Origin of the sequence: Paludibacter jiangxiensis, from assembly GCF_001618385.1 — a bacterium.
In the GTDB taxonomy this organism is placed as follows: Bacteria; Bacteroidota; Bacteroidia; order Bacteroidales; family Paludibacteraceae; genus Microbacter; species Microbacter jiangxiensis.
On sequence record NZ_BDCR01000003.1, the window covers coordinates 748,147 to 771,551 of the forward strand.

The following is a 23,405-nucleotide window of genomic DNA, read 5'->3' on the forward strand; positions in this document are numbered from 1 at the left end:
TCATATGAATATCGTTAGAAATGATATTGATGCAGTAAATGCAACAGTGACCGTACAGGTCAGCAAGGCTGATTACGCCGAGAAGGTGGAAAAAACCCTGAAAGAGTACAAACGCAAAGCCAACATCCCAGGATTCCGTCCGGGCATGGTACCTGTAGGTTTGTTGAAAAAAATGTATGGCAAAGCTATTCTTGCTGAAGAAGTAAACAAGGTAATGAGCGATGCATTAAACAATTACTTAAAAGAAAACAATGTCAATATTTTAGGCGAATTACTTCCTAACGAAACAGATCAAAAACCAATTGATTTTGACACTCAGGAAGAATTTGAGTTCGTTTTCGACATGGCTGTAGCACCTGAATTTGAGGTTGCACTTTCACAAAAAGACAAGGTTGACTACTACGACATCAAGGTTGACGATAAAATGATCGAAGATCAGGTTAAAAACCACCAGGGTCGTATGGGCAAACAAGTTCAGGTTGAAGAAGTTGCCGAAAAAGACATGGTAAAAGGTACTGTTGCTGAAGTATCTGACAGCGAAACTGCAATTACAGTTGAAAACGCTGTAATCATGCCTTCATATATTAAAGACGAAGCTCAACAAGCTGCTTTCATTGGCAAAAAAGTAGGCGATGTGGTTACATTTAACCCTTCAAAAGCATACACCAGTGAAGCTGAAATTGCTTCTCTTTTGAAAATTTCCAAAGAAGCAGCAAAAGAAATTACCAGTGATTTCACATTTACAATTACTGAAATCTCACGTTTCGAAGAACATGCTCTCGATCAGGAACTGTTCGATTTGCTTTACGGCAAGGACACAGTTAAATCGGAAGAAGAGTTCCGTACCAAAGTGTCTGCCGAAATCAAAGAAATTCTGGACGAAAACAGTTTCTACCGTTTCTCTGACGATGCCCGTGTTGCTTTAATCAAGAAACTTGACGGCATTGCATTCCCTGAAGCATTCCTGAAACGCTGGGTTTTGGCTACCAACGAAAAGGTAACCGCCGAACAGGTTGAAGCTGAATTCTCTCAAATGCTTGATGCTTTGAAATGGCAATTGATTCGCAACAAAATTGCAACTGCCAACGAAGTAAAAGTTGAGATGGAAGATATCGAAGCTTATGCACAGAAAGTACTGAAAGCTCAATATGCTCAATACGGCATCACCAATTTCCCTGATGATTTATTGGCTGAATATGCTAAAGAATCGTTGAAAAAAGAAGGCACTGCTGAAAAATACTTTGAACACGTACTGGAAAACAAAGTGACTGAAATTGTAAAATCAGCAGTTAAGCTGAATACAAAAGAGGTTTCTCTGGATGAGTTCAACCAACTTGGCAAAGCATAATTGAACCCACTTCAATAAAGAAAAACGGGAGTTATTTGTTATCAAATAGCTCCCGTTTCTTATATATTATCACCAGCTCTTAAAAGAAACTCTTAATTGCGATAATCAAAAACGTCACTCCGTACACAATTAAGAAATAACTCCGCTCTCTGACCGGAAGATAAGGCGGTGTATCAAGATTCTGACTCTTTAAAATCTTTGGAGCTAACATTTCCATCAACAAAAAGCAGCAAGCTCCGGAAAGCAGCCCGACAACCATTCCTCCAATAATATCAACCGGATAGTGCACTCCAAGGTACATCCGCGAATAGGATGTCAAAGCAGCCCAGATAAAGAAAGAAAAGCTCAGCAAATGGTTTCGCAATAAAAGACTCAGGAAAAGCGCAACGCCAAAAGTATTGGCAGCATGAGATGAAACGAACCCGTACATACCTCCTCTGTAATCGTGTACAATATGCAAAAGATTCATGATGGAAGGATCATGGGAAGGTCGCAAACGTGCAACTACAGGTTTGATTATCGCCGATGAAATATTATCTGCAAGCAAAATAGTAAGTCCCAGAAAGATCAAATACCAAACAGTTTTCACGCCGTTGTCCTTAACAAGCAAAAACAAAAGAACAACTCCAAACACGATTGGGAAAAGAGAACCGGAAAGAGTCCAGTAGAAGCTATCAAGCCATGAACTATTGTGCTGATTAATAAATAGCAATAAATGTTTATCCCACTCCACGAGTGGTTCTGGTAAATACATAAAGTCAGTACTTTGATTTGATTATTATTAATTCGCACAAAGATAAGAAAAAAGGGAGCATTTCTGCTCCCTTTTATATAAAGACATTTTCAATTTAAGTCTTCAAAAGCCCGGTATTATTCAAGAACGATCAAATCGGTACCTTCCAAAACAGAATCACCTTTGTTGACGTTAATTGAAACTACCTTACCTTCATGGTCTGCATTGATGGCGTTTTCCATTTTCATAGCTTCAAGCATAGCCACTTTCTGGCCTACTTTCACTACATCACCAACATTTACGTTGATTTCGAGGATAATACCTGGCAGCGGAGATTTGATGGCTCCGGCAGCACCGGTAGCAGCTTTAGGTGCGCTGGCAACAGGAGCAGCGGCAGCGACAACAGGACGAACAATTACAGGAGCAGCTTTTTCAACTTTCTCCATTTCAACCTGATAAGTTTCGCCGTTCACTTCAACTTCAGCAACGAAATCTTCCACTTTGTTGATAACAACTTTGTAGTCCTTACCAGCTATTTTATATTTATATTCTTTCATGATGAATAATTTTTCTGTGTGATGACTATTTCTTTACGTTGTAAGGTTGGCGCATTGAAAAAGCTTTGGAGCTCCATGGCGAGTAGCTGAAAGTTTCGTGTTTGATAGTCAAAACGTTGCTTTCCACGTCATGTACTTCGTCAGCCAGTTCGTGCAATGCCAAACCGATGGCAGCATAAACCGCTTCGTCAATTGTTACTTTCTTTTTCATTTTGAATAAGTATTAAATGAAAATTAAAGTGGAATATTACCGTGTTTTTTCAACGGATTAGTCACTTTCTTGGTAGCCAATTGAGACAATCCACGGATGATACGGAAACGGGTGTTACGCGGTTCGATTACATCCTCGATATAGCCATATTTAGCAGCATTGAAAGGATTGCAGAATAAATCGTTGTATTCTTTCTTCTTTTCTTCTGCAATAGCTTTTTGAGCTTCCGGATCTTCAACAGCTTTGATTTCTTTGCTGTACAATACTTCAACAGCACCGTCGGCGCCCATTACTGCGATTTCGGCAGAAGGCCAAGCGTAGTTAAGGTCACCACGAAGTTGTTTACAGCTCATTACGATGTGAGAACCACCGTACGATTTACGCAATGTAACTGTTACTTTAGGCACAGTAGCTTCGCCATAAGCGTAAAGCAATTTAGCACCGTGAAGAATTACACCGGCGTATTCCTGACCTGTACCCGGCAAGAAGCCCGGAACGTCAACCAAAGTAACCAAAGGAATATTGAATGCGTCGCAGAAACGAACGAAACGACCTGCTTTACGAGAAGCGTTGCTATCCAGTACACCTGCCAATACTTTCGGCTGGTTGGCTACGATACCAACAGACTGACCGTTGAAACGAGCAAAACCAACGATGATATTACGTGCGAAGTCGCGGTGAATTTCGAGGAATTCGCCGTTATCGATGATAGCACCGATAACTTCGTACATATCGTAAGGTTTGTTGGGGTTGTCAGGAATGATTTCGTTCAACGAATCTTCCAGACGATCGATAGGATCGGTACATGGAACAACCGGAGCTTCTTCCATGTTGTTTTGAGGAAGGAAGCTAATCAAGTGACGGATCAGTTCGAGTCCTTCTTCTTCAGTATCAACGGCAAAGTGAGCAACACCTGATTTAGAAGCGTGAACGCTTGCACCACCAAGTTGTTCTTGTGTTACATCTTCACCGGTAACGGTTTTTACCACCTTCGGACCGGTAAGGAACATGTAGCTGCTACCTTTAGCCATGATGTTGAAGTCGGTAAGAGCCGGAGAATATACAGCACCACCGGCGCAAGGACCGAAGATGGCAGAAATCTGAGGAATAACGCCCGAAGCAAGAATGTTACGTTGGAAAATTTCAGCGTAACCTGCCAAAGCATTGATACCTTCCTGAATACGAGCACCTCCTGAATCATTGATACCGATACAAGGGGCTCCCATTTTCATGGCATGATCCATTACTTTACAGATCTTTAACGCGAGAGTTTCAGACAAAGAACCACCGAATACGGTGAAATCCTGAGCAAAAACATAAACCAAACGACCGTTGATGGTACCTGAACCGGTTACCACACCGTCGCCGAGGTAAGTTTCTTTATCAATACCGAAGTTGGTACAACGGTGTTTTACAAACATATCGAATTCTTCGAAACTACCTTTATCCAACAGCATGTCGATACGTTCGCGAGCTGTGTATTTTCCCTTTTTGTGTTGCGAATCAATACGTTTTTGACCTCCGCCAAGACGAGCTTGTGCGCGCAAGTCAATAAGTTCTTGCACTTTAGTGAGTTGATTGCTCATAATTAATAATATTAAGATTAAAGACCTCTCCTACCCCATCGGAGAAAACCAGTAAACCGATCGTTAAGCCCGATTCGCTCCCTCTCCTTGGGAGAGGGCCGGGGAGAGGTTTCCTGTTTATATTTATTTTTTGTTAGGATCTTCGCAAAGTTCTGTCAATACACCGAAAGTAGATTTCGGGTGAAGGAATGCGATATTAAGACCTTCAGCACCCTTACGTGGTTGCTTGTCGATCAGCTGGATACCTTCTTCAGCCAATGTATTGAGTTGATCCTGCAAACCTTCAACAGCAAATGCAATGTGTTGAACGCCTTCACCTCTTTTTTCGATATATTTACCGATAGGGCCTTCAGGATCTGTTGATTCGAGCAATTCGATTTTTGTTTGGCCAATTTTGAAGAAAGCAGTTCTAACTTTCTGTTCAGGAACTTCTTCGATAGAATAGCATTTGGTGCCTAACATTTTTTCGTAGTAAGGAATAACAGCATCGAGGCTCTTAACGGCAATCCCAATGTGTTCAATGTGTGAAGGTTGCATAATTGATATAGTTAAGTTTGATTTGATTTATAGAAAAATTTCTTTATTTAATTTTTCGACGTGCAAAGTTACTGGAATAATTATACACCGCCTAAAAACTCGGTCGGTTTTTTCTTGTCCGAGTGCTAAATTTTACAAAATTTCCAAACATATTTTTTCTTTGACTAACAAACTCATTTCAAAACCATTACAATTAAATGATTTACCACACAAACTGCTAACATTAAACTTTGTATTTATTAAACTTGTAGCCTTAAACGACTTTACAGCGACCAGATTCACACCAAAACCCTCTATTTATTGGATGAATGAAAAGTTTGCCTAACTTTGCATTCCAGCCGAATAATTCCTGCATCGTTGATCTAAAACAGACGAAGCGATTTAGAATATCACTTTAATTTAAATAATTGAGACTGAAATGAAGAAGATGACTCTACTCATGGCTCTTTGCCTCGGGTGTACTTTTGCTTTTGCCCAGGAAGCAGCCAAAGAAAAAAAAGACAGCGTTGGTTTTGTTTTTACCACTGTTAAAGCCAACAAAATTACTTCCGTAAAGAATCAGGCCAGCTCGGGTACCTGCTGGAGCTTTTCCGGAATCGGGTTCCTCGAATCGGAATTGCTGCGAATGGGAAAACCTGAATATGACCTGTCGGAAATGTTCATTGTGCACCACAATTATCAGGAAAAAGCGCAAAAGTATGTACGCATGCATGGTAAAATCAACTTTGCTGCCGGTGGTTCATTTGCTGATGTAATAGACGCTATAAAAGAATACGGAATTGTACCCGACACCGTAATGCGCGGACTAAATTACGGAGAAGAAAAACACCGTCACGGTGAACTGGATGCCGTTACCTCCGCATACGTGGATGCAATTATCAAGAATCCGAACAAACAACATTTATCTACCGCATGGTTTGACGGCTTCAAGGGAATTCTCAATGCATATCTGGGCACAATACCTGAAGAGTTCACCTACAACGGTAAGAAATATACCCCGAAATCGTTTGCTGCATCTTTAGGTTTAAATTCAGACGATTACATTTCAATAACCTCTTTCACTCATCATCCGTTTTATACCAAATTTGCCGTTGAAATTGAAGACAACTGGCGCTGGGAAGAGTCGTACAACGTACCTATGGACGAAATGATGGCGATTATTGACAATGCCCTCAACAACGGTTACACCGTAGCTTGGGGTGCTGACGTAAGCGAAAAAGGGTTTACCCGTCAGGGCATCGGCGTTATTCCTGATGTGGATCCAAACAAAGCTCCTGCGGGAACAGACGAAGCCAAATGGATCGGGTTGAGCACGAAAGAAAAAGAAGATATGCTGTATAAAGTAACCGGACCGGTGAAGGAAAAAGAAATTACACAGGATTTACGCCAGAAAGGCTTTGACAATTACGAAACTACAGACGACCACGGAATGCAGATTTTCGGTATCGCAAAAGACCAGAAAGGCAACAAATTCTACATGGTTAAAAACTCATGGGGCACTGAAAACAAATACAAAGGTATCTGGTATATTTCAGAAGCTTTTGTAAAATACAAAACAATTGACCTCGCTGTTCATAAAGATGCGATTCCAAAGGACATTCGTAAAAAACTCGGCTTAAAATAAGAATTCTAAGCTTTCTTGAAACAGACACGGGATGATCGCAAGGTTATCCCGTGTTTTGTTTCTCTTGTCCATGAATTGAATTCTAATGCCACTCCAAATGAGGATAAATGATCTCTGAGGCAATAAAAACTATCTCATAGATTTTGTATCTTTGCAGTCCAAAATTGTATAGTCAGCAGAGTTTCTGCGATTACACAATGAAACGATTACACGATTAAACAAAGAGATATGTCTAAGAACTTCAAAAGAACATTGATTACCACCGCGTTGCCCTATGCAAACGGACCCGTCCACATCGGCCACTTAGCCGGAGTTTATGTACCAGCCGATATTTACGCACGTTATATGCGGCTCAAGGGCGAAGAGGTAGTCATGATCGGCGGTTCGGACGAACACGGGGTGCCCATCACCATCAAGGCGCGCAACGAGGGCATCACTCCGCAACAGGTGGTGGATCGTTACCACACCATTATTAAAGATTCGTTTAAGGAGTTCGGTATCACCTTCGATGTCTATTCTCGTACCTCCTCTAAAATTCACCATAAAACCGCTTCCGACTTTTTCCGCATTCTGTACGACAAGGGAGAATTTATCGAAAAAACATCGGAGCAATACTATGACGAGGAAGCCAAACAGTTTCTGGCCGACCGTTACATTACCGGTAAATGCCCCCATTGCGGCAACGAACGTGCCTACGGGGACCAGTGCGAAGCATGCGGTACGTCGCTCAGTCCGCTCGACCTGATTGAACCCAAATCGGCCATCAGCGGAAGTGCTCCGGTATTGAAAGAGACCCGTCACTGGTACCTGCCCCTCGACAAGCACGAACCGTGGTTGCGCGAGTGGATTCTCGAAAACCACAAGGAGTGGAAAACCAATGTCTACGGACAGTGCAAGTCGTGGTTGGATATGGGCTTGCAACCCCGCGCCGTGAGTCGCGACCTCGACTGGGGCGTTCCCGTGCCGGTGGAAGGTGCCGAAGGAAAGGTGCTCTACGTTTGGTTCGACGCTCCCATCGGCTACATCTCCAACACCATCGAGATGTGCGAAAAAGAACCGAAGAAATATGGCAACTGGGAGAAATGGTGGAAAGACCCCGAAACCAAACTGGTTCATTTTATCGGCAAAGACAATATCGTTTTCCACTGCATCGTCTTCCCATCGATGCTGAAAGCCGACGGCAGCTATATTTTGCCAGAAAACGTTCCGTCCAACGAATTTTTGAATCTCGAAGGCGACAAAATATCAACTTCCCGCAACTGGGCCGTTTGGTTGCACGAGTACCTGCAGGATTTTTCCGGCAAACAGGATGTGCTGCGCTACGTGCTCACCGCCAATGCCCCCGAAACCAAAGACAACGACTTTACCTGGAAAGATTTTCAGGCGCGCAACAACAACGAACTGGTGGCCATTTTCGGCAATTTCGTAAACCGCGCGCTGGTGTTGACCCATAAATATTTTGACGGCAAAGTACCTGATCGCAACAGGTTTTCTTCATATCACAAAGACACGATGTACGAAGTATATGCGTCCAAATATGAATTAGAAAAATTTCTTTCTGAGTATAGGTTTAGAGATGCGTTGCGTTGCGTTATGGATATCGCAAGAGTAGGTAACAAATATCTACAAAATCAGGCTCCATGGAAAATATACCCTCATGACCCAGAACAAGTCGCTACCGATATAAACATTTGTTTAGAGATTTGCGCAATTCTAGCAATTGTTGTAGAGCCATTTCTTCCTTTCACCGCAAAGAAACTATCAAATATTTTAAATATTGAAACTAAAGGAAAATGGTATACATTTGGCATAAATAAAGATTTTGAAAGTTCAAATATTACTTGGTCTAGAAATATCGTTGAAGACGAAAAGCAATTAGATTATAACAAAACCATTCTTCATGTTGGAGACTCGATTGGAATTCCTGAATTGTTGTTTGAAAAAATTGAAGACAGCGTCATAGAAGCTCAGGTACAAAAATTGCTCGACACGAAGAAAGCCAACGAAGCAGCTGCATACAAAGCCAACCCGGTGAAAGAGAATGTAGCTTTCGAAGATTTTATGAAGATGGATATCCGCGTGGGTACCGTGCTCGATTGCCAGAAAGTGCCCAAGGCCGACAAACTGCTGCAGTTCCGCATTGCCGACGGCTTGGAAGAACGCACCATTCTCTCGGGTATTGCCAAATATTATCCTAACCCCGAAGAGCTGATCGGTACGCAGGTTTGCTTTATAGCCAACTTCGAACCCCGCAAGTTGCGCGGTATCATGAGCGAAGGAATGATCCTCTCCGCCGAAGATGCTGATGGCAAACTGGTGTTGATCCAACCGAGAATGACTGTAACCAACGGTGTTGAAGTAAAATAAAATTACAGAACGCAAATCACGCAAATTATCGCAAATATCATCTATCTATTTGTGGTAATTTGCGTTCCCGTTTTTTTCGGGATTGCGTCATTTGTGTTCACCCAAATTATATGCGTAAACTCAAAATAGACGAACTAAACCGCCTCTCGACCGATGAGTTCAAGCAGGCTGACAAACTACCGTTGGTGGTAGTGCTCGACAACGTGCGCAGCCTGCACAACGTCGGGTCGGTGTTCCGTACCTCGGATGCTTATTTGGTGGAAGCCGTTTACCTTTGCGGCATCACCTCCACCCCACCCCATGCCGAAATACACAAGTCGGCACTCGGAGCCGAGTTTTCTGTCGACTGGAAATACTTCGAGCAGACACTCGATGCCGTAGCGCAACTGAAAGCCGAAGGCTACACCGTTTTCTCCATCGAACAAGCTCAGGGGAGCACCATGCTCACCGATCTGCAATTAGACCCGAATGGTAAATACGCCGTAATTCTCGGCCACGAAGTGAAAGGAGTACAGCAGGAGGTGGTCAATGCCAGCGACGGCTGCATCGAACTGCCACAATACGGCACCAAACATTCGCTCAACGTCTCTGTCACGGCAGGTATTGTGATTTGGGAGTTTTTTAGAGGTTTATCACCCCTTAATTCTCGCTAAAAACGCCTTGCGAAAGCTTCTTCCCACGGCAATTTCTTTACCGTCAAAGAGGTTTATTTTTTGGTGATTGAATGATGCAATCTCTTTGACGTTGACAATATAACTCTTGTGCACCCGACAAAAATCGATGTCCGGCAGCGTCTCTTCCATCGATTTCAACGAAGCGAGCGTGATGTAACTCTTTTTCTCCGTAAATATTTTGACATACTCCCCGAAACCTTCGATATAAAGTATTGCCATGTACGGTATTTTATATGAGCTATAGTCTGCATTAATCGTCAGAAACTGATCTTCCTCACGCTGTTCTTTCTCTGCCAAATTCCGGTAATTCAACATCTCAACAGCCTTGCTTACCGCCTGCTGAAACCGCAAAAAAGAGATAGGCTTAGCCAAATAGTCCAGCACATTCAGATCAAAAGCCTTCAACGCATAATCATGACGGGCCGTCGTGAAAATAACCAATGGCGGAGACTCCAGACGGGCTAACAGAGCAAAACCGTCTAAACGCGGCATTTGAATATCCAGCAATAACAAATCGACCGGATTGCCTTGCAAATAGGCAAGCGCCTCTTCCGGATTCTTGAATGATGCCGCCAAAGTCAGTTCATCGGTACGCGACACATAATCCTCCAACACTTTAATGGCCAGATATTCATCATCCACTATGACACAGGAGAGTTTCATCGCATTCGTATTTTTAATGTTACAAAAAACGAAGTCTCCTCGTGCCGGGTATCAAATTCATAATCCGCCCGGTCATAAATATTCGCTAACCGTTTTCGTATATTTTCCAGACCTATACCACTGGCTGACTGATTTTTATCTATGTCACCAATACTATTTTTCACGCTAAACACCAGCATATCATTCTCCATAACCAAACGGAGCTGTACAAACGCACCGGAATTTACGCCGATACCGGAATACTTCAAGGCATTCTCCAACAAAGGGATAAACAACAACGGCTCAATTTTGTATTTAACCGGCAACTCCTCAAAATCCATCTCGATCGGAACCGGTTCTTCAAATTTCAGCCGGAACAATTCGATATACGATTTGATGGCATCTATCTCCTGACTGACAGCCACTTTATCATGACACTCATACAGCGAATAACGCAACAAATCAGAGAGTTTCATCAACGCTTCCGGTGCATTATCGGATTTGAGCAACACCAGCGAATAAATATTGTTGATGGAATTGAACAGAAAATGGGGGCTCATCTGCGCTTTCAGAAATTGCAGTTCGGTAGTCAGTTGTAATTTCTCCAGCTCCTCCAGACGATACCTGTTGCGAATACTGTTGACCCCTATGCGTAATAGAATAGCAAAGACACCAAGCAAAGTCTCACCCAGCAGCATCAACGCAGCACGCAACGGCTCTGACATAAGGTACATCGGCGAAGCTCCGAACCGGCTCATCACAACCTGATTTCCGGCAACCCGCAAGCCTACTGTTACTATTACGGCAACAACCAGCCACACAATTGGGGTTACCCGATTTTTCCTATCAACAAATAACTGAGCAATAAAAGAATAACTCAAATACAAAAGCATCACATTCACAGCCACCAATACCAATAATTTCTGAACGTGTAACGAAAACGAAGAGATCAGCGCCAGTCCGTATAAAACTGCGGCAACCGTCATCACTTCGATCATAGAATGGGTATAAAAAAATCGGTTTTGGCCTTTAGGAAGCAATTTGCCCATACAATTGGATTACTATCTATTGTGAGAAGCAAACTTACGCAAAAAATACGGGAGGTAAAAACAGGCGGCAGGTCGTTCGCTGATATTTGAAGGTCGTTCATTGAAGTTCCGAAGACTTCCTTGAAAATCGTTCTATTTTTGCATTGTCAATCAAACGACATCAAGGTTCAAATTTAAAAAATCGAATAACAATGAATAAATGGATTCTATATTTCGTCGCATTTCATCTACTGATAAGTTGCTCGAAACTGAAAGAGATAGAAGATACGTCTATCCCAAATGACCTCTCCGGTCCGATCGCGAAACCGACATCCGGCTACGGTGCCGATGGTTCGTACAAAGTTGCATCCGTCACCTTCCCGAGTCCAACCTATGCCGGCAAAGATGTTGTCATTTTTTACCCTCAGGGAATTACCAAGCCGGTACCGGTTATCTTCTATTCTCATCCATATGGAGGAGAAGATAGCTCCTACAACATCGGGCTCTATGAATTTATTGCAAAGAAAGGCTATGCGGTTGTGTTTGCTCCCTACCCTACCTTCGGCGTTTCCGTCGACTCACGATATAACACTCTGTGGCAAAGTTTCAAAAAAGCAGTCACTGATTATCCGAATATTATCGACACACACAAAGTTGGTTTCATGGGACACTCATTCGGAGGAGGTGCCTCTTTCGCTTTGGCCTACCAGGGCTTTGTTAACGAAGGATGGGGCATCAACGGCCGGTTTATCTTCGCCATGGCACAATGGTACTCATATCAGTTGACCGACACAATGTTGCAAAACTTCCCTGCAAACACAAAACTGATCACGCAGGTCTACGACGACGATACGACAAATGACCATCGCATGGCAATTGATATTTTCAAACATATCAACATTCCCGCTTCGGAAAAAGATTATCTTCTGATCAAGAGTTGCACTATAGGCAATTACAGCTATGTGGCGGATCACAGCTTGCCAAATACACGCACGGCTTACGATGCTTATGATTACTATGGGGTTTACCGGTTGTTGGATGCACTGATCGATTACAGTTTCAACGGGAATACAGATACCAAGAAAGTGGCGCTCGGGAATGGCAGCACGGAGCAGGTAACAATGCCCGGCTACAACGGACAGACAATGCCCCCTTTGGTGGAGACAGACACACCCCTGCCACTTTATCCTCAAAGCCGGTATATGTTTCCTTGCAATTCAACGTCCAATCCCCGTAGCGGATACTGCGAATAACAATAAACACTTCAATCAATAAACAACTATCAATATGAAAAATCTACTTTTGCTTTGCACATTCATTCTTGTATCGTTTGCCATAGCGGGACAACAAACCCAAAGGCAACAACTGACTCCCGGAGAGAGAGCCAAAGCGTATACCGAATGGATGCAGAAAACTTTGCAACTTTCTCCCGACCAGACAGTCCGTATCAACCCCATTAATCAGCGTTATGCCTCCATGCTGGAAGAGGCAAAAACAAGTGATGACGGTAAAATACAGAAATTAAAGAAGATCAAGAACATCCAAAAACAAAGGGATGCTGAATTCTCTTCTATTTTAACTAAAGAACAGATGGATTTGTATTTGCAAAAAGAAAAGGAATTTATTTCGTCTCTGAGGAAATAAACATTTAAAAGATTCCGTTGTCAGGTCACAACGGAATCTTTTCTACCTGCGTGGTGTTATAAATCGTATGCAGCAGTCCGTCTACCAAACCGAAAGTCGGCACATAAATTTGACGGATATTTGTCTGGTCGGCAATATGCAGAAATATCTCCGAAGCCGGAATGATAACATCCGCCCGGTCAGGGTTTAATTCAAAGCGCGTCATGCGTTCTTCCACACTCAATTGCTTCATATCCTGATAAATATTCTGCAACTTATCGATATCAAGTACATCTCCCTTTCGCAATTTCGCCAACTTATGCAGCTTATTGATATTGCCACCCGAACCGATAATTTCCGTGATTGAGTATTGGCACTTGACCGATTGCAAGAAATCGTTCATCCGTTCCAGTTCGTCTCCGGTCACTTTATTACGTAACATACGGATTGTTCCTATGTTGAACGATGCCGATTCGACTAATTTGCCTCTGGAAATAACCGAAAGTTCGGTGCTACCGCCACCCACATCAACATAGAGATAGTTCCCGTTACGATCGAGACGATCCTCCACATGGCTTTCGTAAATGGTGCGCGCCTCTTCTGTCCCATCGATAATTTCGATATCGAGTTCCGCTTTTTCCTTCACAACCGCGACCACTTTGGCGGCATTGCGGGCTTCGCGCATAGCTGCCGTTGCGCAAGCCCGATACGATTCCACCTCGTAGACCATCATCAAATGTTTGAAAGCTTTCATCAACTTGATCAGTTTACGGATCTTTTTGTCCGTAATTTTTCCAACCGAAAAAGTATCCTCTCCGAGACGCAACGGTACCCGAAGCAACATCAGCTTTTTAAAAGAGATACCGCCATCATCCTCATTCACCACAGAAATGAGCAAACGCACCGCATTTGACCCTATATCTATTGCCGCAATCTTTTGTTCTTCCATCTGAAATTTATTTACCACAAAGAGAATAAAATTTTGTTCCAAAATAATTACATCCTTATTGAGATTCAGAGAAGCAGACATCCAACGCCGGCAATAAGACATTTACAGATTTTATAAAAACTTCTTTCTTCAAACCATCTCATTTCAAATGTTTTAGCGTAAATTTGCAATAAGAAAACAAACCTATTACATTATGATCTATCTAGCTGATACAGCGAACCTTGAAGAAATAAAAAGTTTGCTGCATTATTTTCCGCTGGCCGGTGTCACCACCAATCCTACAATTATTGGTGCCGAAAACAAACCTCTTTCGGTTATTCTGCAGGAAATCATCGAACTCATTGGTGACAAAAGAATGTTGCATGTGCAAATGATTAGTCGACAGGCTGAAGACATGTTGCGTGAAGCAAAGACCTACAAGTTCAAATATGGTCTCGGAGACAATTTCTTTGCAAAGGTACCGGTTTCGGCCGAAGGCTACCGCGCTATGCCAATGCTGAAAGATGCAGGCATCAACGTTACTGCTACAGCCATTTTTACCCAACAACAGGCTTTGGTTGCCGCCAGAGCCGGTGCCGACTGGGTAGCTCCTTACGTGAACCGTCTCGATAACATCTCATCGCACGGAATTGAAGTTGTAAAACACATTGTTGAAAATATTGACAAGTTCAAACTGGACACCAAAGTGCTTGCAGCCAGCTTTAAGACTGTCGACCAGGTACACCGTGTAAGCATGGTTGGAAGTCATGCTGCTACAATTAGCCACGAGATTTTGGAACGTCTCCGTAGCCACCCGATGACAGACTTGAGTCTCGAAGGATTCGAAAAAGACGGAGCTCACCTCTACGATATCGAGTTCTGAATCTAACACACAGAATAAACAGGAAACACCGGCTTGGAAAACATTATGAATTCCAAACCGGTGTTTTATTATAGCGCGGTTATCCGCTGATTCTGTGTATTCCGTGTGCTAAGAAGCTGGCGGAGCCTTCGGTTTTTTCTTTTTATGAAAAGGACGTTTGTTTTTACTCTTCGCTTCACCACTGCTTTTCTCTCCCTCTTTTTTAGGCCGATTATTGAACGGACGTCTTTTTCTGTTCGGATCGCCCGTTCTCCATTCGGGAGTAGGACCGAACTCTTCGGGCAATTGCAGACGCGGAAGCTCCATTTCTATCAATTGCTCGATACGGTGCATTTTCTGCATATCTTTTTCGTTGACCAACGTATAAGCTTCTCCTTCGGTATTGGCCCTGGCAGTACGTCCGATTCGGTGTACATAATCTTCGGCATCGTGAGGAACGTCGAAATTGATTACCATATTGATCTCCTTGATGTCGATTCCGCGGCTGATTACGTCCGTTGCTACCAGAATGCGGGTACGTTTGGAGCGGAATCCCATCAATACATCTTCGCGTTGTTCCTGATCCAGATCGGACGAAATACCGCGTGATGCGTATCCGTTTTTGCGTAAATCGCGTACAATTTCGTGCACTTTACTTTTAGCAGAGGTGAAAATCAGAATGCTGGAATAATCAGGATGACGATCTATAATCAGTTTCAACGCGGCATTCTTCTGGGCATCGTGCGCCAGACAAACATGCTGTACCACTTTTTCGGCCGGTTTTGAAATAGCCAACGAAATTTCGGCCGGATCTACCAGAATTTTCTTTGCCAGCGATCGAATCTTTGGAGGCATGGTTGCACTGAACATTAGCGTTTCCCGTTCCTTAGGCAAATGAGTTATGATTCGTTCAATATCATCCAGAAAGCCCATGTCGAGCATCTTATCCGCCTCGTCAAGCACCAGATGTTCCAGATGCTTGAAATTACCGTTGCCCATGGCAAGGTGAGAAATCAAACGACCGGGAGTTGCCACAATAATATCAGCACCGGCCTTTAGCGCACTTTCCTGTTGTGCATAATCGCCACCATCGCCACCGCCATACACGGCCGCCGACCCGATGGACGCAAAATAGGAAAAGCCCTGTATCTCCTGATTGATTTGGATGGCCAGTTCGCGTGTGGGAACAATAATCAGCGTGTTCGTTCCATGAGCCGGTTTCTCAATCAGCTTATGCAAAATAGGAAGAACAAAGGCCGCTGTTTTACCGGTACCCGTTTGCGCACAGGCAATAATATCCTTGTTTTCAAGTATTCTGGGAATAGCAAATTCTTGTATCGGAGTAGCCTCATCAAATCCCATATACGAAATGGCATCGAGCAGGCTCTCATTCAAATTGAGTTCTGTAAACTTCATTAAGTCTGTAATTTTCTAATAACTTTCAAAGGTACGCAAAAAGTAGGGAAGCAGAAAACCTATACAATTGAGAGAAACAGGCCTGTTATACTTTCACGATAAACAAAACAGTAAAACCGGACATAAAATAAGGCGCTTCCGAACGGATTATTTATCGCTCTCATACTGTTATCATTCTGTTTTTTATCAAACTTTCCGTAAATTTGCACTCCGAAAATCTAAACTACAAAAAGGGTTGGATGTAAAGATATTAAGCACCCGACTCTCAACCTCTATCGTTGATATGGAATACAATTTCAGGGAAATCGAGAAAAAATGGCAGGAGTTTTGGCAGCAAAACCAAACCTATAAAGTTGAAATGGACGAAAAACGTCCCAAGTTTTACGTATTGGACATGTTCCCTTATCCTTCGGGAGCCGGACTGCATGTCGGACACCCGCTGGGATATATAGCTTCTGATATTTACAGTCGTTTCAAACGCTTGCAGGGCTTCAACGTGCTGCACCCCATGGGATACGATGCCTACGGTCTTCCCGCCGAACAGTATGCCATACAAACAGGTCAGCACCCGGCCGTTACTACCGAAAAAAATATTACCCGCTACCGCGAACAGCTCGACAAGATTGGCTTCTGCTACGATTGGAGTCGCGAAGTGCGCACCTGCAATCCTGATTTTTATAAATGGACGCAGTGGGCATTTATCCAGATGTTCAACAGCTACTATTGTTATGACGAACAACAAGCCCGTCCGATTAGCGAACTGACAGACGCATTCAGCCAGGTCGGCACCGAAGGCATGCACATTGCCTGCACCAACGAAATGTCGTTTACTGCTGCCGAATGGAATGCCAAAAGCGAAAAAGAGCAACGCGAAATACTGATGAACTACCGCATCGCCTACAAAGCGGATACGATGGTGAACTGGTGTCCTGCGCTTGGAACAGTACTTGCGAACGACGAAGTGAGTGAAGGTGTTTCCGTTCGTGGTGGCCATCCGGTAGAACAAAAGGTAATGAGCCAATGGAGCCTGCGCGTTTCGGCCTATGCACAACGCCTGCTCGACGGCCTCGACACCATCGACTGGACCGACTCGCTGAAAGAGACTCAAAAGAACTGGATCGGTCGTTCCGAAGGTGCCGAAATGAACTTTAAGGTCAAGGATTCCGATATCGAATTCACCATCTTTACAACAAGAGCCGACACCGTTTTTGGCGTCACATTCATGGTACTTGCTCCCGAAAGTTCGCTGGTGGCTCAACTGACCACTGCCGACCAAAAACAAGCCGTAGCTGATTATTTGGTTGCCACTAAAAAACGTACCGAGCGCGAGCGTATCGCCGACAAACGTGTCAGCGGTGTATTTTCAGGTTCGTATGCCATCAACCCGCTCACCGGCGATGCCATTCCAGTTTGGATCAGCGACTACGTGCTGGCTGGTTACGGAACGGGCGCCATCATGGCGGTTCCGGCGCACGACTCACGCGACTACGCTTTTGCCAAACATTTCAACTTGCCCATCGTTCCGCTGATCGAAGGTTGCGACGTGAGCGAAGAGAGCTTTGATGCAAAAGAGGGCATTGTCACCAACTCGCCGGCTCCCGGCAAAGAGATGGAAGACGGGCTTGTGTTGAACGGGCTGACCGTGAAAGAAGCCATTACCAAAACAAAACAATATATTGCCGAAAAAAGTCTGGGCCGCGTGAAGGTGAACTTCCGCCTGCGCGACGCTATTTTCAGCCGCCAGCGTTACTGGGGCGAACCTTTCCCTGTTTACTACAAGGAGGGACAACCCTACATGCTCGACGAAAGCAAACTGCCGCTCGAACTGCCCGAAGTGGACAAATACCTGCCTACCGAAAAAGGCGAACCACCTCTCGGACGTGCTAAAAACTGGCAAACAGAAGAGGGCTACCCGCTCGAGCTGAATACCATGCCGGGCTTTGCTGGCTCTTCGGCCTACTATCTGCGTTACATGGATCCGCACAACGACAATGCTTTGATTTCGCAGGATGTCAATCAGTATTGGCGCAACGTAGACCTTTATATCGGCGGAACAGAACATGCCACCGGCCACTTGATTTATAGCCGTTTCTGGAACAAATTCCTGTTCGACCTCGGCGTCGTTTGCGAAGAAGAGCCGTTCAAAAAACTGATCAACCAGGGAATGATTCAGGGACGAAGCAATTTTGTATATCGCATATTATTATATAAAAATCAGGAAGACTTCAAGCGTGGAGAAAATGGGATCGCTACAAATATTTTAGTCTCATTAAAACACAAAAATGACTTAGAGCAAGGAATTGTGAATGATGATCTAATTGATGTTGTTCTAAGATTATATGACAGTCTTAAAACAGATAAACAATCTCTTAGATTTCGAGTACAGCCGATACACGTTGATGTCAACATTGTTTCAAATGACATTTTAGACAAAGAAAAATTCGCAAAGCATCCCAAATATCAAGAATTTACGAATTGTCAATTCATTGATGAGATCATTAATGGCAGAACAGAATATGTTTGCGGTTGGGCTATAGAAAAAATGTCCAAATCAATGGACAACGTGGTGAATCCCGATGACATTGTGGAACGCTACGGTGCCGACACCCTGCGCCTCTACGAAATGTTCCTCGGTCCGCTCGAACAATCGAAACCATGGGACACCAACGGTATCGACGGCGTTCACCGCTTCCTAAAAAAACTCTGGAGCCTCTTCTGGAAAGAAGGATCGTTGCTGGTTACTGACGCAGAACCGACTGCCGACGAACTGAAGGCGCTGCACAAACTATTGAAGAAGATAAAAGCCGATATCGAGAACTTCTCGTACAACACGTCGATCAGTGCATTTATGATCTGTATCAACGAGCTTACGTCGCTCAAGTGCAACAAGAAAGCCATTCTGGAACCGCTGGTTATCACATTAGCTCCGTTTGCACCTCACGTTGCAGAAGAGTTGTGGCTCACGCTGGGGCACACCACAACCGTTTGCGATGCCCAATGGGTAGAAGCCAACGAGCAATATCTGGTGGAAAATACCGCCACTTATGCTGTTTCTTTCAACGGAAAGGTACGCTACCAAATGCAATTACCGGCCGATATGCCGGCTGCCGAAGTAGAAGCCATTGTGATGAAAGAAGAACAGTCGCAAAAATGGCTGGAAGGCAAGAGCCCGAAAAAAGTGATCGTGGTGCCGAAGAAAATTGTAAACATCGTGCTCTAATCGACACTTAAGCACAAAAAAAGCCGTTTCGGAATCCGAAACGGCTTTTTTATTAACATGATGTTATAGACGAGTTTCTATTTCTTCTTTCAGGTCTAGTTCATTTCCCGCTGCATCAATAAACGCGTATTGCAGCAGACCGAATTCTTGAGATGGTACTATTTTGTGGCCGAAGCCAAACCGGAATTTCCATTTCCATTTCAATGAATAGAATCCGGAATTAATGTAGGCAGCCACATAGGGATGCACTTTTAATACAAACTGTTTGGTATTAAGCGTATTTACCAAATAATCCAGCTTCCCTTCAAGTGTATCTGTAAATAAAATGGAAGCTTTGATCTTGCCGGTTCCGAAACAGGTCGGACAGCTCTCTTCAGTATCGACAAACATTGCCGGACGAACCCTTTGACGGGTAATCTGCATAACGCCAAATTTGCTCAAAGGCAACACGTGGTGTTTTGCCCGGTCGTTTTCCATCAGCTTTTCCACATGATCGAACAACTGTTGTCTATGTTCGCTCTTTATCATGTCTATAAAATCGATGGCAATGATTCCGCCGAGGTCGCGAAGACGCATTTGACGGACAATTTCGTTCGCAGCGGCCATATTCACTTCCAGAGCATTATCTTCCTGGTTGTTATTGGCTTTCGAACGATTCCCGCTATTCACGTCGATAACGTGCATAGCTTCGGTTTGTTCTATAATGAGATAAGCTCCGCGTTTAAATGTTACGGTCTTACCGAAAAGGGACTTAACTTGTTTGGTAATTCCGAAATTATCGAAAATCGGCAATTTACCATCATACAGTTTGATAATATTTTTCTTGTCTGGCGCTATAAGCTCCACATAATCGCGAACTTCAGCGCACACCGCCTCGTCATTAATATGAATACTTTCGAAATCGGGATTAAAAATATCTCGTATTATTCCGATTGTTCGTCCGATTTCTTCAAGGACAGGCGCTATACCTTTTGCTTTTTGAGTCTTGGCAACCGATTCTTCCCATCGTTTTACCAAAATTCGTAACTCATTATCGAGTTCTGCTACCCGTTTATCTTCGGCTACAGTTCGAACAATAACACCAAACCTGCGTGATTTAATACTTTGTATCAACTGCTTGAGCCTCATTCGCTCTTCCGCCGACTTAATTTTCTGCGATACGGAAACTTTGTCGGAAAACGGGATAAGCACCAAATACCTGCCTGCAATCGACAACTCGGCCGACAGTCGCGGTCCTTTTGTCGAAATAGGTTCTTTGGCAATTTGTACCCATAACTCTTGACCCACCTTCAAAACATCCGAAATAGTGCCGTCCTTCGGGATATCGGCAAATGTTTTGGTTTTAATAATGGAAGGTGTGCGTTTACGGTCAGCCTGGGTTTGTTTAAAAAATTCGGTTTGTGAAAGAAATTGTGGACCTAAATCCTGATAGTGAAGAAAAGCCTCTTTGCCATAACCAACATCCACGAAGGCGGCATTCAGTCCGGGCATCAGTTTTTTAACCCTGCCCACATAAATATCGCCAACCATAAATGATAACGAACGCCCCTCTTTATTGAGTTCTACCAGATTTTTATCCTCCAGCAGCGCGATCGTAATCTCTTGTTGTTGTACGTCAACGACTAATTCACTATTCACACTTTGTTGGTTTTAGTATACTTATAATAAACAAAGAACAAACCTACTGCCAGTCTCAGGCCGCCGGTTTGCTCTTGTATGTTCTTAATAAAGACCGCTTACTTTATTTCTTCTTATGGCGATTCTTTCTGAGTCTTTTTTTACGCTTGTGCGTAGACATCTTATGTCTTTTTCTTTTTTTTCCGCTTGGCATGGTTGTATTATTTTACTGATTCAAAAAATGTCTTAGCTGGTTTGAAAGCCGGGATTTTGTGAGCAGGAATCACAATCGTTGTGTTCTTGGAAATATTACGAGCAGTTTTTTGTGCTCTTTGTTTTACGATGAAGCTACCGAAACCTCTCAGGTAAACGTTATCACCTTTTTCTAAAGACGATTTTACGTTTTCCATGAAAGACTCAACAGTCTTCAAGATAGAAACCTTATCAAGGCCGGTTTCTTTCGCAATTTCATTAACAATTTCTGCTTTTGTCATTGTTGAAAAAATTAAAAGGGTTATACATTAAATGTGTAAAAATATTGTTGGCTTATGGACTTGCAAAGATATTGCATTAATTTTCAACGACAAAATCTTTTTTCCTTTTTTTTCCTGACCCTATATTTTTTTTCTAAACTTCCGCTTTACCTTTGCAAACCCATTTTTCGGATGTGGATCTAACTACTCTCAAAAATGTTTACGATGATTGAAAACGACGATTTACAGCATATATCTTCCGTTTTGACCGATTGGTACAAAAAAAACAAAAGGGACTTGCCGTGGAGGAACATCCATGATCCTTACAGGATATGGATTTCAGAAATCATCCTGCAACAAACAAGAGTAGCTCAGGGATACGACTACTACCTGAAATTCACGCAACAATTTCCTGATGTCCAATCGCTTGCCAACGCTCCGGAAGATGAGGTATTAAAATGCTGGCAAGGCTTAGGTTATTATAGTCGTGCGCGCAATCTGCAGGCCGCGGCCAAACGGATAATGGCACAACATAACGGCAAATTTCCATCCAATTACGATGATATTTTAGCATTAAAAGGCATTGGTGAGTACACTGCCGCCGCCATTTCTTCGTTTGCATTCAAACAACCTTACGCCGTTGTCGACGGTAATGTTTTTCGTTTTTTATCCCGTTATTTCGGCATAGACTCCCCTATTGACTCGGGAGCAGGCAAAAAACAGTTTGCCAAACTGGCTGGCTTATTGCTCGACAAACTACAGCCCGACCTGCATAATCAGGCAATTATGGAATTTGGAGCTCTGCAATGCACTCCAACCGGGCCTGACTGCATGAACTGCCCGCTTGAAACCAGTTGCTTTGCAAAAGAACAAGGCAAAATATCTGATCTACCGGTCAAAGAGAAGAAAACACGGGTAACACACCGTTTTTTTCACCATCTGGTTTTCATTTGCGGTGAAGAAACGCTATTGAGCAAAAGATCAGACAAAGACATCTGGCAAAATTTGTATGAATTTCCTCTTTACGAAAGCACTAAATTGTGTAGCTTTGAAGAGATTCTCATGGAGAAAAACTGGATCAGCGAAATAGCGGGATTGCATCCTATACATATAAGTTATCAGTCAAAAGAGATTAAACATATATTGAGCCATCAAATAATTCATGCCGTTTTTTACGTTGTAAATACAGAAAGCACGGCTTTACAATTGCCGCACTTTACACCCGTAAAGATCGAACATCTAAATAAATACCCTATTTCGAGGCTAACTGAAAAATTCCTCAAAAAGTTTAGCGAAAATTTGTCTTGTTCAAAAAACAAATATATCTTTACAGCAAATTAACATTTTAAATAGATTAATATGTCGGTTAACAAAGTAATTTTAGTAGGCAATGTAGGAAAAGATCCCGAGGTAAAATATCTTGACAGAAATGTCGCAGTTGCTAATTTCCCTTTGGCTACCACAGAAAGAGGGTACAAGACATCCACGGGAATAGAAGTGCCGGAAAGAACTGAATGGCATAATATTGTACTATGGCGCGGGCTGGCAGAAACGGCTGAGAAATATGTAAAAAAAGGTAGCCAACTCTACATTGAAGGAAAACTTCAAACCCGTTCATGGGAGAAAGACGGAGTAAAGCGCTATACAACGGAAATTGTAGCCGATGTTATGCAATTCCTCGGGAAACGTGCCGACTCAGGACAAGATAACGGAACGGTTTCAAACAGTCAGGAAACTCCTGCTGCTCAAAATTCATTTGAAGCTCCTGCATCAGATGATTCGGCAGACGATCTTCCTTTCTAACATGTAAAAAGCACTATAGCTCTGCAATAAACAGTGTCACAGTGGACATTTTTTATTAATTTTGCAAGGACAGGCTAACGCCTGTCCTTTATTTGTTTTTATCTAATTATCAATCAATTGAATATAGCTACTATTTTTTCAGAGATAATAGTTCAT

Annotated in this window: 20 protein-coding genes and 1 pseudogene; 10 read left to right on the plus strand and 11 right to left on the minus strand. The window is 43.1% G+C overall.

The features are described from left to right. Nucleotides 1-4: 4 nt before the first annotated feature. Nucleotides 5-1,348 (plus strand): trigger factor, encoded by a 1,344-nt coding sequence (gene tig / locus PJIAN_RS09625; RefSeq protein WP_068704428.1) that lies wholly within the window; start codon nt 5-7, stop codon nt 1,346-1,348. A 79-nt stretch (nt 1,349-1,427) separates the two neighbouring features. On the opposite strand, the gene PJIAN_RS09630 is transcribed toward tig, so the two are convergent. From PJIAN_RS09630 to mce, 5 genes and pseudogenes are all read right to left on the minus strand, one after another. Further along, nucleotides 1,428-2,102, minus strand: coding sequence for a phosphatase PAP2 family protein (locus tag PJIAN_RS09630; protein WP_084252358.1), 675 nt, complete (start codon nt 2,100-2,102; stop codon nt 1,428-1,430). 116 nt (nt 2,103-2,218) lie between these two features. Next, nucleotides 2,219-2,638 carry a biotin/lipoyl-containing protein gene (locus PJIAN_RS09635; protein ID WP_068704432.1) on the minus strand — a complete coding sequence of 140 codons (420 nt, stop codon included), beginning with the start codon at nt 2,636-2,638 and terminating at the stop codon, nt 2,219-2,221. 25 nt (nt 2,639-2,663) lie between these two features. Beyond that, a pseudogene (locus PJIAN_RS09640) lies at nt 2,664-2,819 on the minus strand (lamin tail domain-containing protein); the annotation flags it as partial. Between the two features lie 53 nt (nt 2,820-2,872). Continuing rightward, nucleotides 2,873-4,435, minus strand: a complete 1,563-nt coding sequence (locus PJIAN_RS09645) for an acyl-CoA carboxylase subunit beta (protein ID WP_068704436.1) — start codon at nt 4,433-4,435, stop codon at nt 2,873-2,875. Nucleotides 4,436-4,558: 123 nt separating this feature from the next. Next, nucleotides 4,559-4,972, minus strand: a complete 414-nt coding sequence (mce, locus tag PJIAN_RS09650) for a methylmalonyl-CoA epimerase (RefSeq protein WP_068704438.1) — start codon at nt 4,970-4,972, stop codon at nt 4,559-4,561. A gap of 418 nt (nt 4,973-5,390) precedes the next feature. Here mce and PJIAN_RS09655 point away from each other — a divergent pair, with 418 nt between their 5' ends. From PJIAN_RS09655 to PJIAN_RS09665, 3 genes are all read left to right on the plus strand, one after another. Continuing rightward, on the plus strand, nt 5,391-6,596 hold the full coding sequence (locus tag PJIAN_RS09655; protein ID WP_068704440.1) for a C1 family peptidase: 1,206 nt from the start codon (nt 5,391-5,393) through the stop codon (nt 6,594-6,596). 228 nt (nt 6,597-6,824) lie between these two features. After that, nucleotides 6,825-8,963 carry a methionine--tRNA ligase gene (gene metG / locus PJIAN_RS09660; protein ID WP_068704443.1) on the plus strand — a complete coding sequence of 713 codons (2,139 nt, stop codon included), beginning with the start codon at nt 6,825-6,827 and terminating at the stop codon, nt 8,961-8,963. 110 nt (nt 8,964-9,073) lie between these two features. Beyond that, complete coding sequence (locus PJIAN_RS09665; protein WP_068704445.1) at nt 9,074-9,616, plus strand: RNA methyltransferase; 543 nt, start codon at nt 9,074-9,076, stop codon at nt 9,614-9,616. On the opposite strand, the gene PJIAN_RS09670 is transcribed toward PJIAN_RS09665, so the two are convergent. Both PJIAN_RS09670 and PJIAN_RS09675 read right to left on the minus strand, forming a co-directional pair. After that, nucleotides 9,596-10,300 carry a LytR/AlgR family response regulator transcription factor gene (locus tag PJIAN_RS09670; RefSeq protein WP_068704447.1) on the minus strand — a complete coding sequence of 235 codons (705 nt, stop codon included), beginning with the start codon at nt 10,298-10,300 and terminating at the stop codon, nt 9,596-9,598. The genes PJIAN_RS09665 and PJIAN_RS09670 overlap by 21 nt on opposite strands. Further along, nucleotides 10,297-11,328, minus strand: a complete 1,032-nt coding sequence (locus PJIAN_RS09675; RefSeq protein ID WP_068704449.1) for a sensor histidine kinase — start codon at nt 11,326-11,328, stop codon at nt 10,297-10,299. The genes PJIAN_RS09670 and PJIAN_RS09675 overlap by 4 nt, the downstream gene beginning before the upstream one ends. Before the next feature lie 191 nt (nt 11,329-11,519). Between PJIAN_RS09675 and PJIAN_RS09680 the strand changes: the two genes are divergently transcribed. Further along, a complete protein-coding gene (locus PJIAN_RS09680; RefSeq protein ID WP_068704451.1) occupies nt 11,520-12,560 on the plus strand; it encodes an alpha/beta hydrolase in 1,041 nt (346 codons plus the stop codon). A 34-nt stretch (nt 12,561-12,594) separates the two neighbouring features. Next, a complete protein-coding gene (locus PJIAN_RS09685; protein ID WP_068704453.1) occupies nt 12,595-12,951 on the plus strand; it encodes a DUF4890 domain-containing protein in 357 nt (118 codons plus the stop codon). Nucleotides 12,952-12,976: 25 nt separating this feature from the next. Here PJIAN_RS09685 and PJIAN_RS09690 read toward each other — a convergent pair whose 3' ends face one another. Beyond that, the gene (locus tag PJIAN_RS09690; protein WP_068704699.1) at nt 12,977-13,879 is read right to left on the minus strand and encodes a Ppx/GppA phosphatase family protein; all 903 of its coding nucleotides are present in this window, start codon (nt 13,877-13,879) and stop codon (nt 12,977-12,979) included. A 193-nt stretch (nt 13,880-14,072) separates the two neighbouring features. Between PJIAN_RS09690 and PJIAN_RS09695 the strand changes: the two genes are divergently transcribed. Further along, nucleotides 14,073-14,741: a transaldolase family protein gene (locus PJIAN_RS09695; RefSeq protein ID WP_068704455.1), complete on the plus strand. Its 669-nt coding sequence runs from the start codon at nt 14,073-14,075 to the stop codon at nt 14,739-14,741. 108 nt (nt 14,742-14,849) lie between these two features. Here PJIAN_RS09695 and PJIAN_RS09700 read toward each other — a convergent pair whose 3' ends face one another. Continuing rightward, a complete protein-coding gene (locus tag PJIAN_RS09700; RefSeq protein WP_068704457.1) occupies nt 14,850-16,136 on the minus strand; it encodes a DEAD/DEAH box helicase in 1,287 nt (428 codons plus the stop codon). Nucleotides 16,137-16,419: 283 nt separating this feature from the next. Between PJIAN_RS09700 and PJIAN_RS09705 the strand changes: the two genes are divergently transcribed. After that, nucleotides 16,420-19,356, plus strand: coding sequence for a leucine--tRNA ligase (locus PJIAN_RS09705; protein ID WP_068704459.1), 2,937 nt, complete (start codon nt 16,420-16,422; stop codon nt 19,354-19,356). A gap of 63 nt (nt 19,357-19,419) precedes the next feature. Here the strand turns inward: PJIAN_RS09705 and PJIAN_RS09710 are convergent, their stop codons facing one another. Next, nucleotides 19,420-20,994 (minus strand): Rne/Rng family ribonuclease, encoded by a 1,575-nt coding sequence (locus tag PJIAN_RS09710; protein ID WP_068704461.1) that lies wholly within the window; start codon nt 20,992-20,994, stop codon nt 19,420-19,422. A gap of 200 nt (nt 20,995-21,194) precedes the next feature. After that, complete coding sequence (locus PJIAN_RS09715) at nt 21,195-21,467, minus strand: HU family DNA-binding protein (RefSeq protein WP_068704463.1); 273 nt, start codon at nt 21,465-21,467, stop codon at nt 21,195-21,197. A 204-nt stretch (nt 21,468-21,671) separates the two neighbouring features. On the opposite strand from PJIAN_RS09715, the gene mutY reads away from it, so the two are divergent. Next, complete coding sequence (mutY, locus tag PJIAN_RS09720; RefSeq protein WP_068704701.1) at nt 21,672-22,787, plus strand: A/G-specific adenine glycosylase; 1,116 nt, start codon at nt 21,672-21,674, stop codon at nt 22,785-22,787. Nucleotides 22,788-22,805: 18 nt separating this feature from the next. Continuing rightward, the gene (gene ssb / locus PJIAN_RS09725) at nt 22,806-23,249 is read left to right on the plus strand and encodes a single-stranded DNA-binding protein (protein ID WP_068704465.1); all 444 of its coding nucleotides are present in this window, start codon (nt 22,806-22,808) and stop codon (nt 23,247-23,249) included. Nucleotides 23,250-23,405 lie beyond the last annotated feature (156 nt).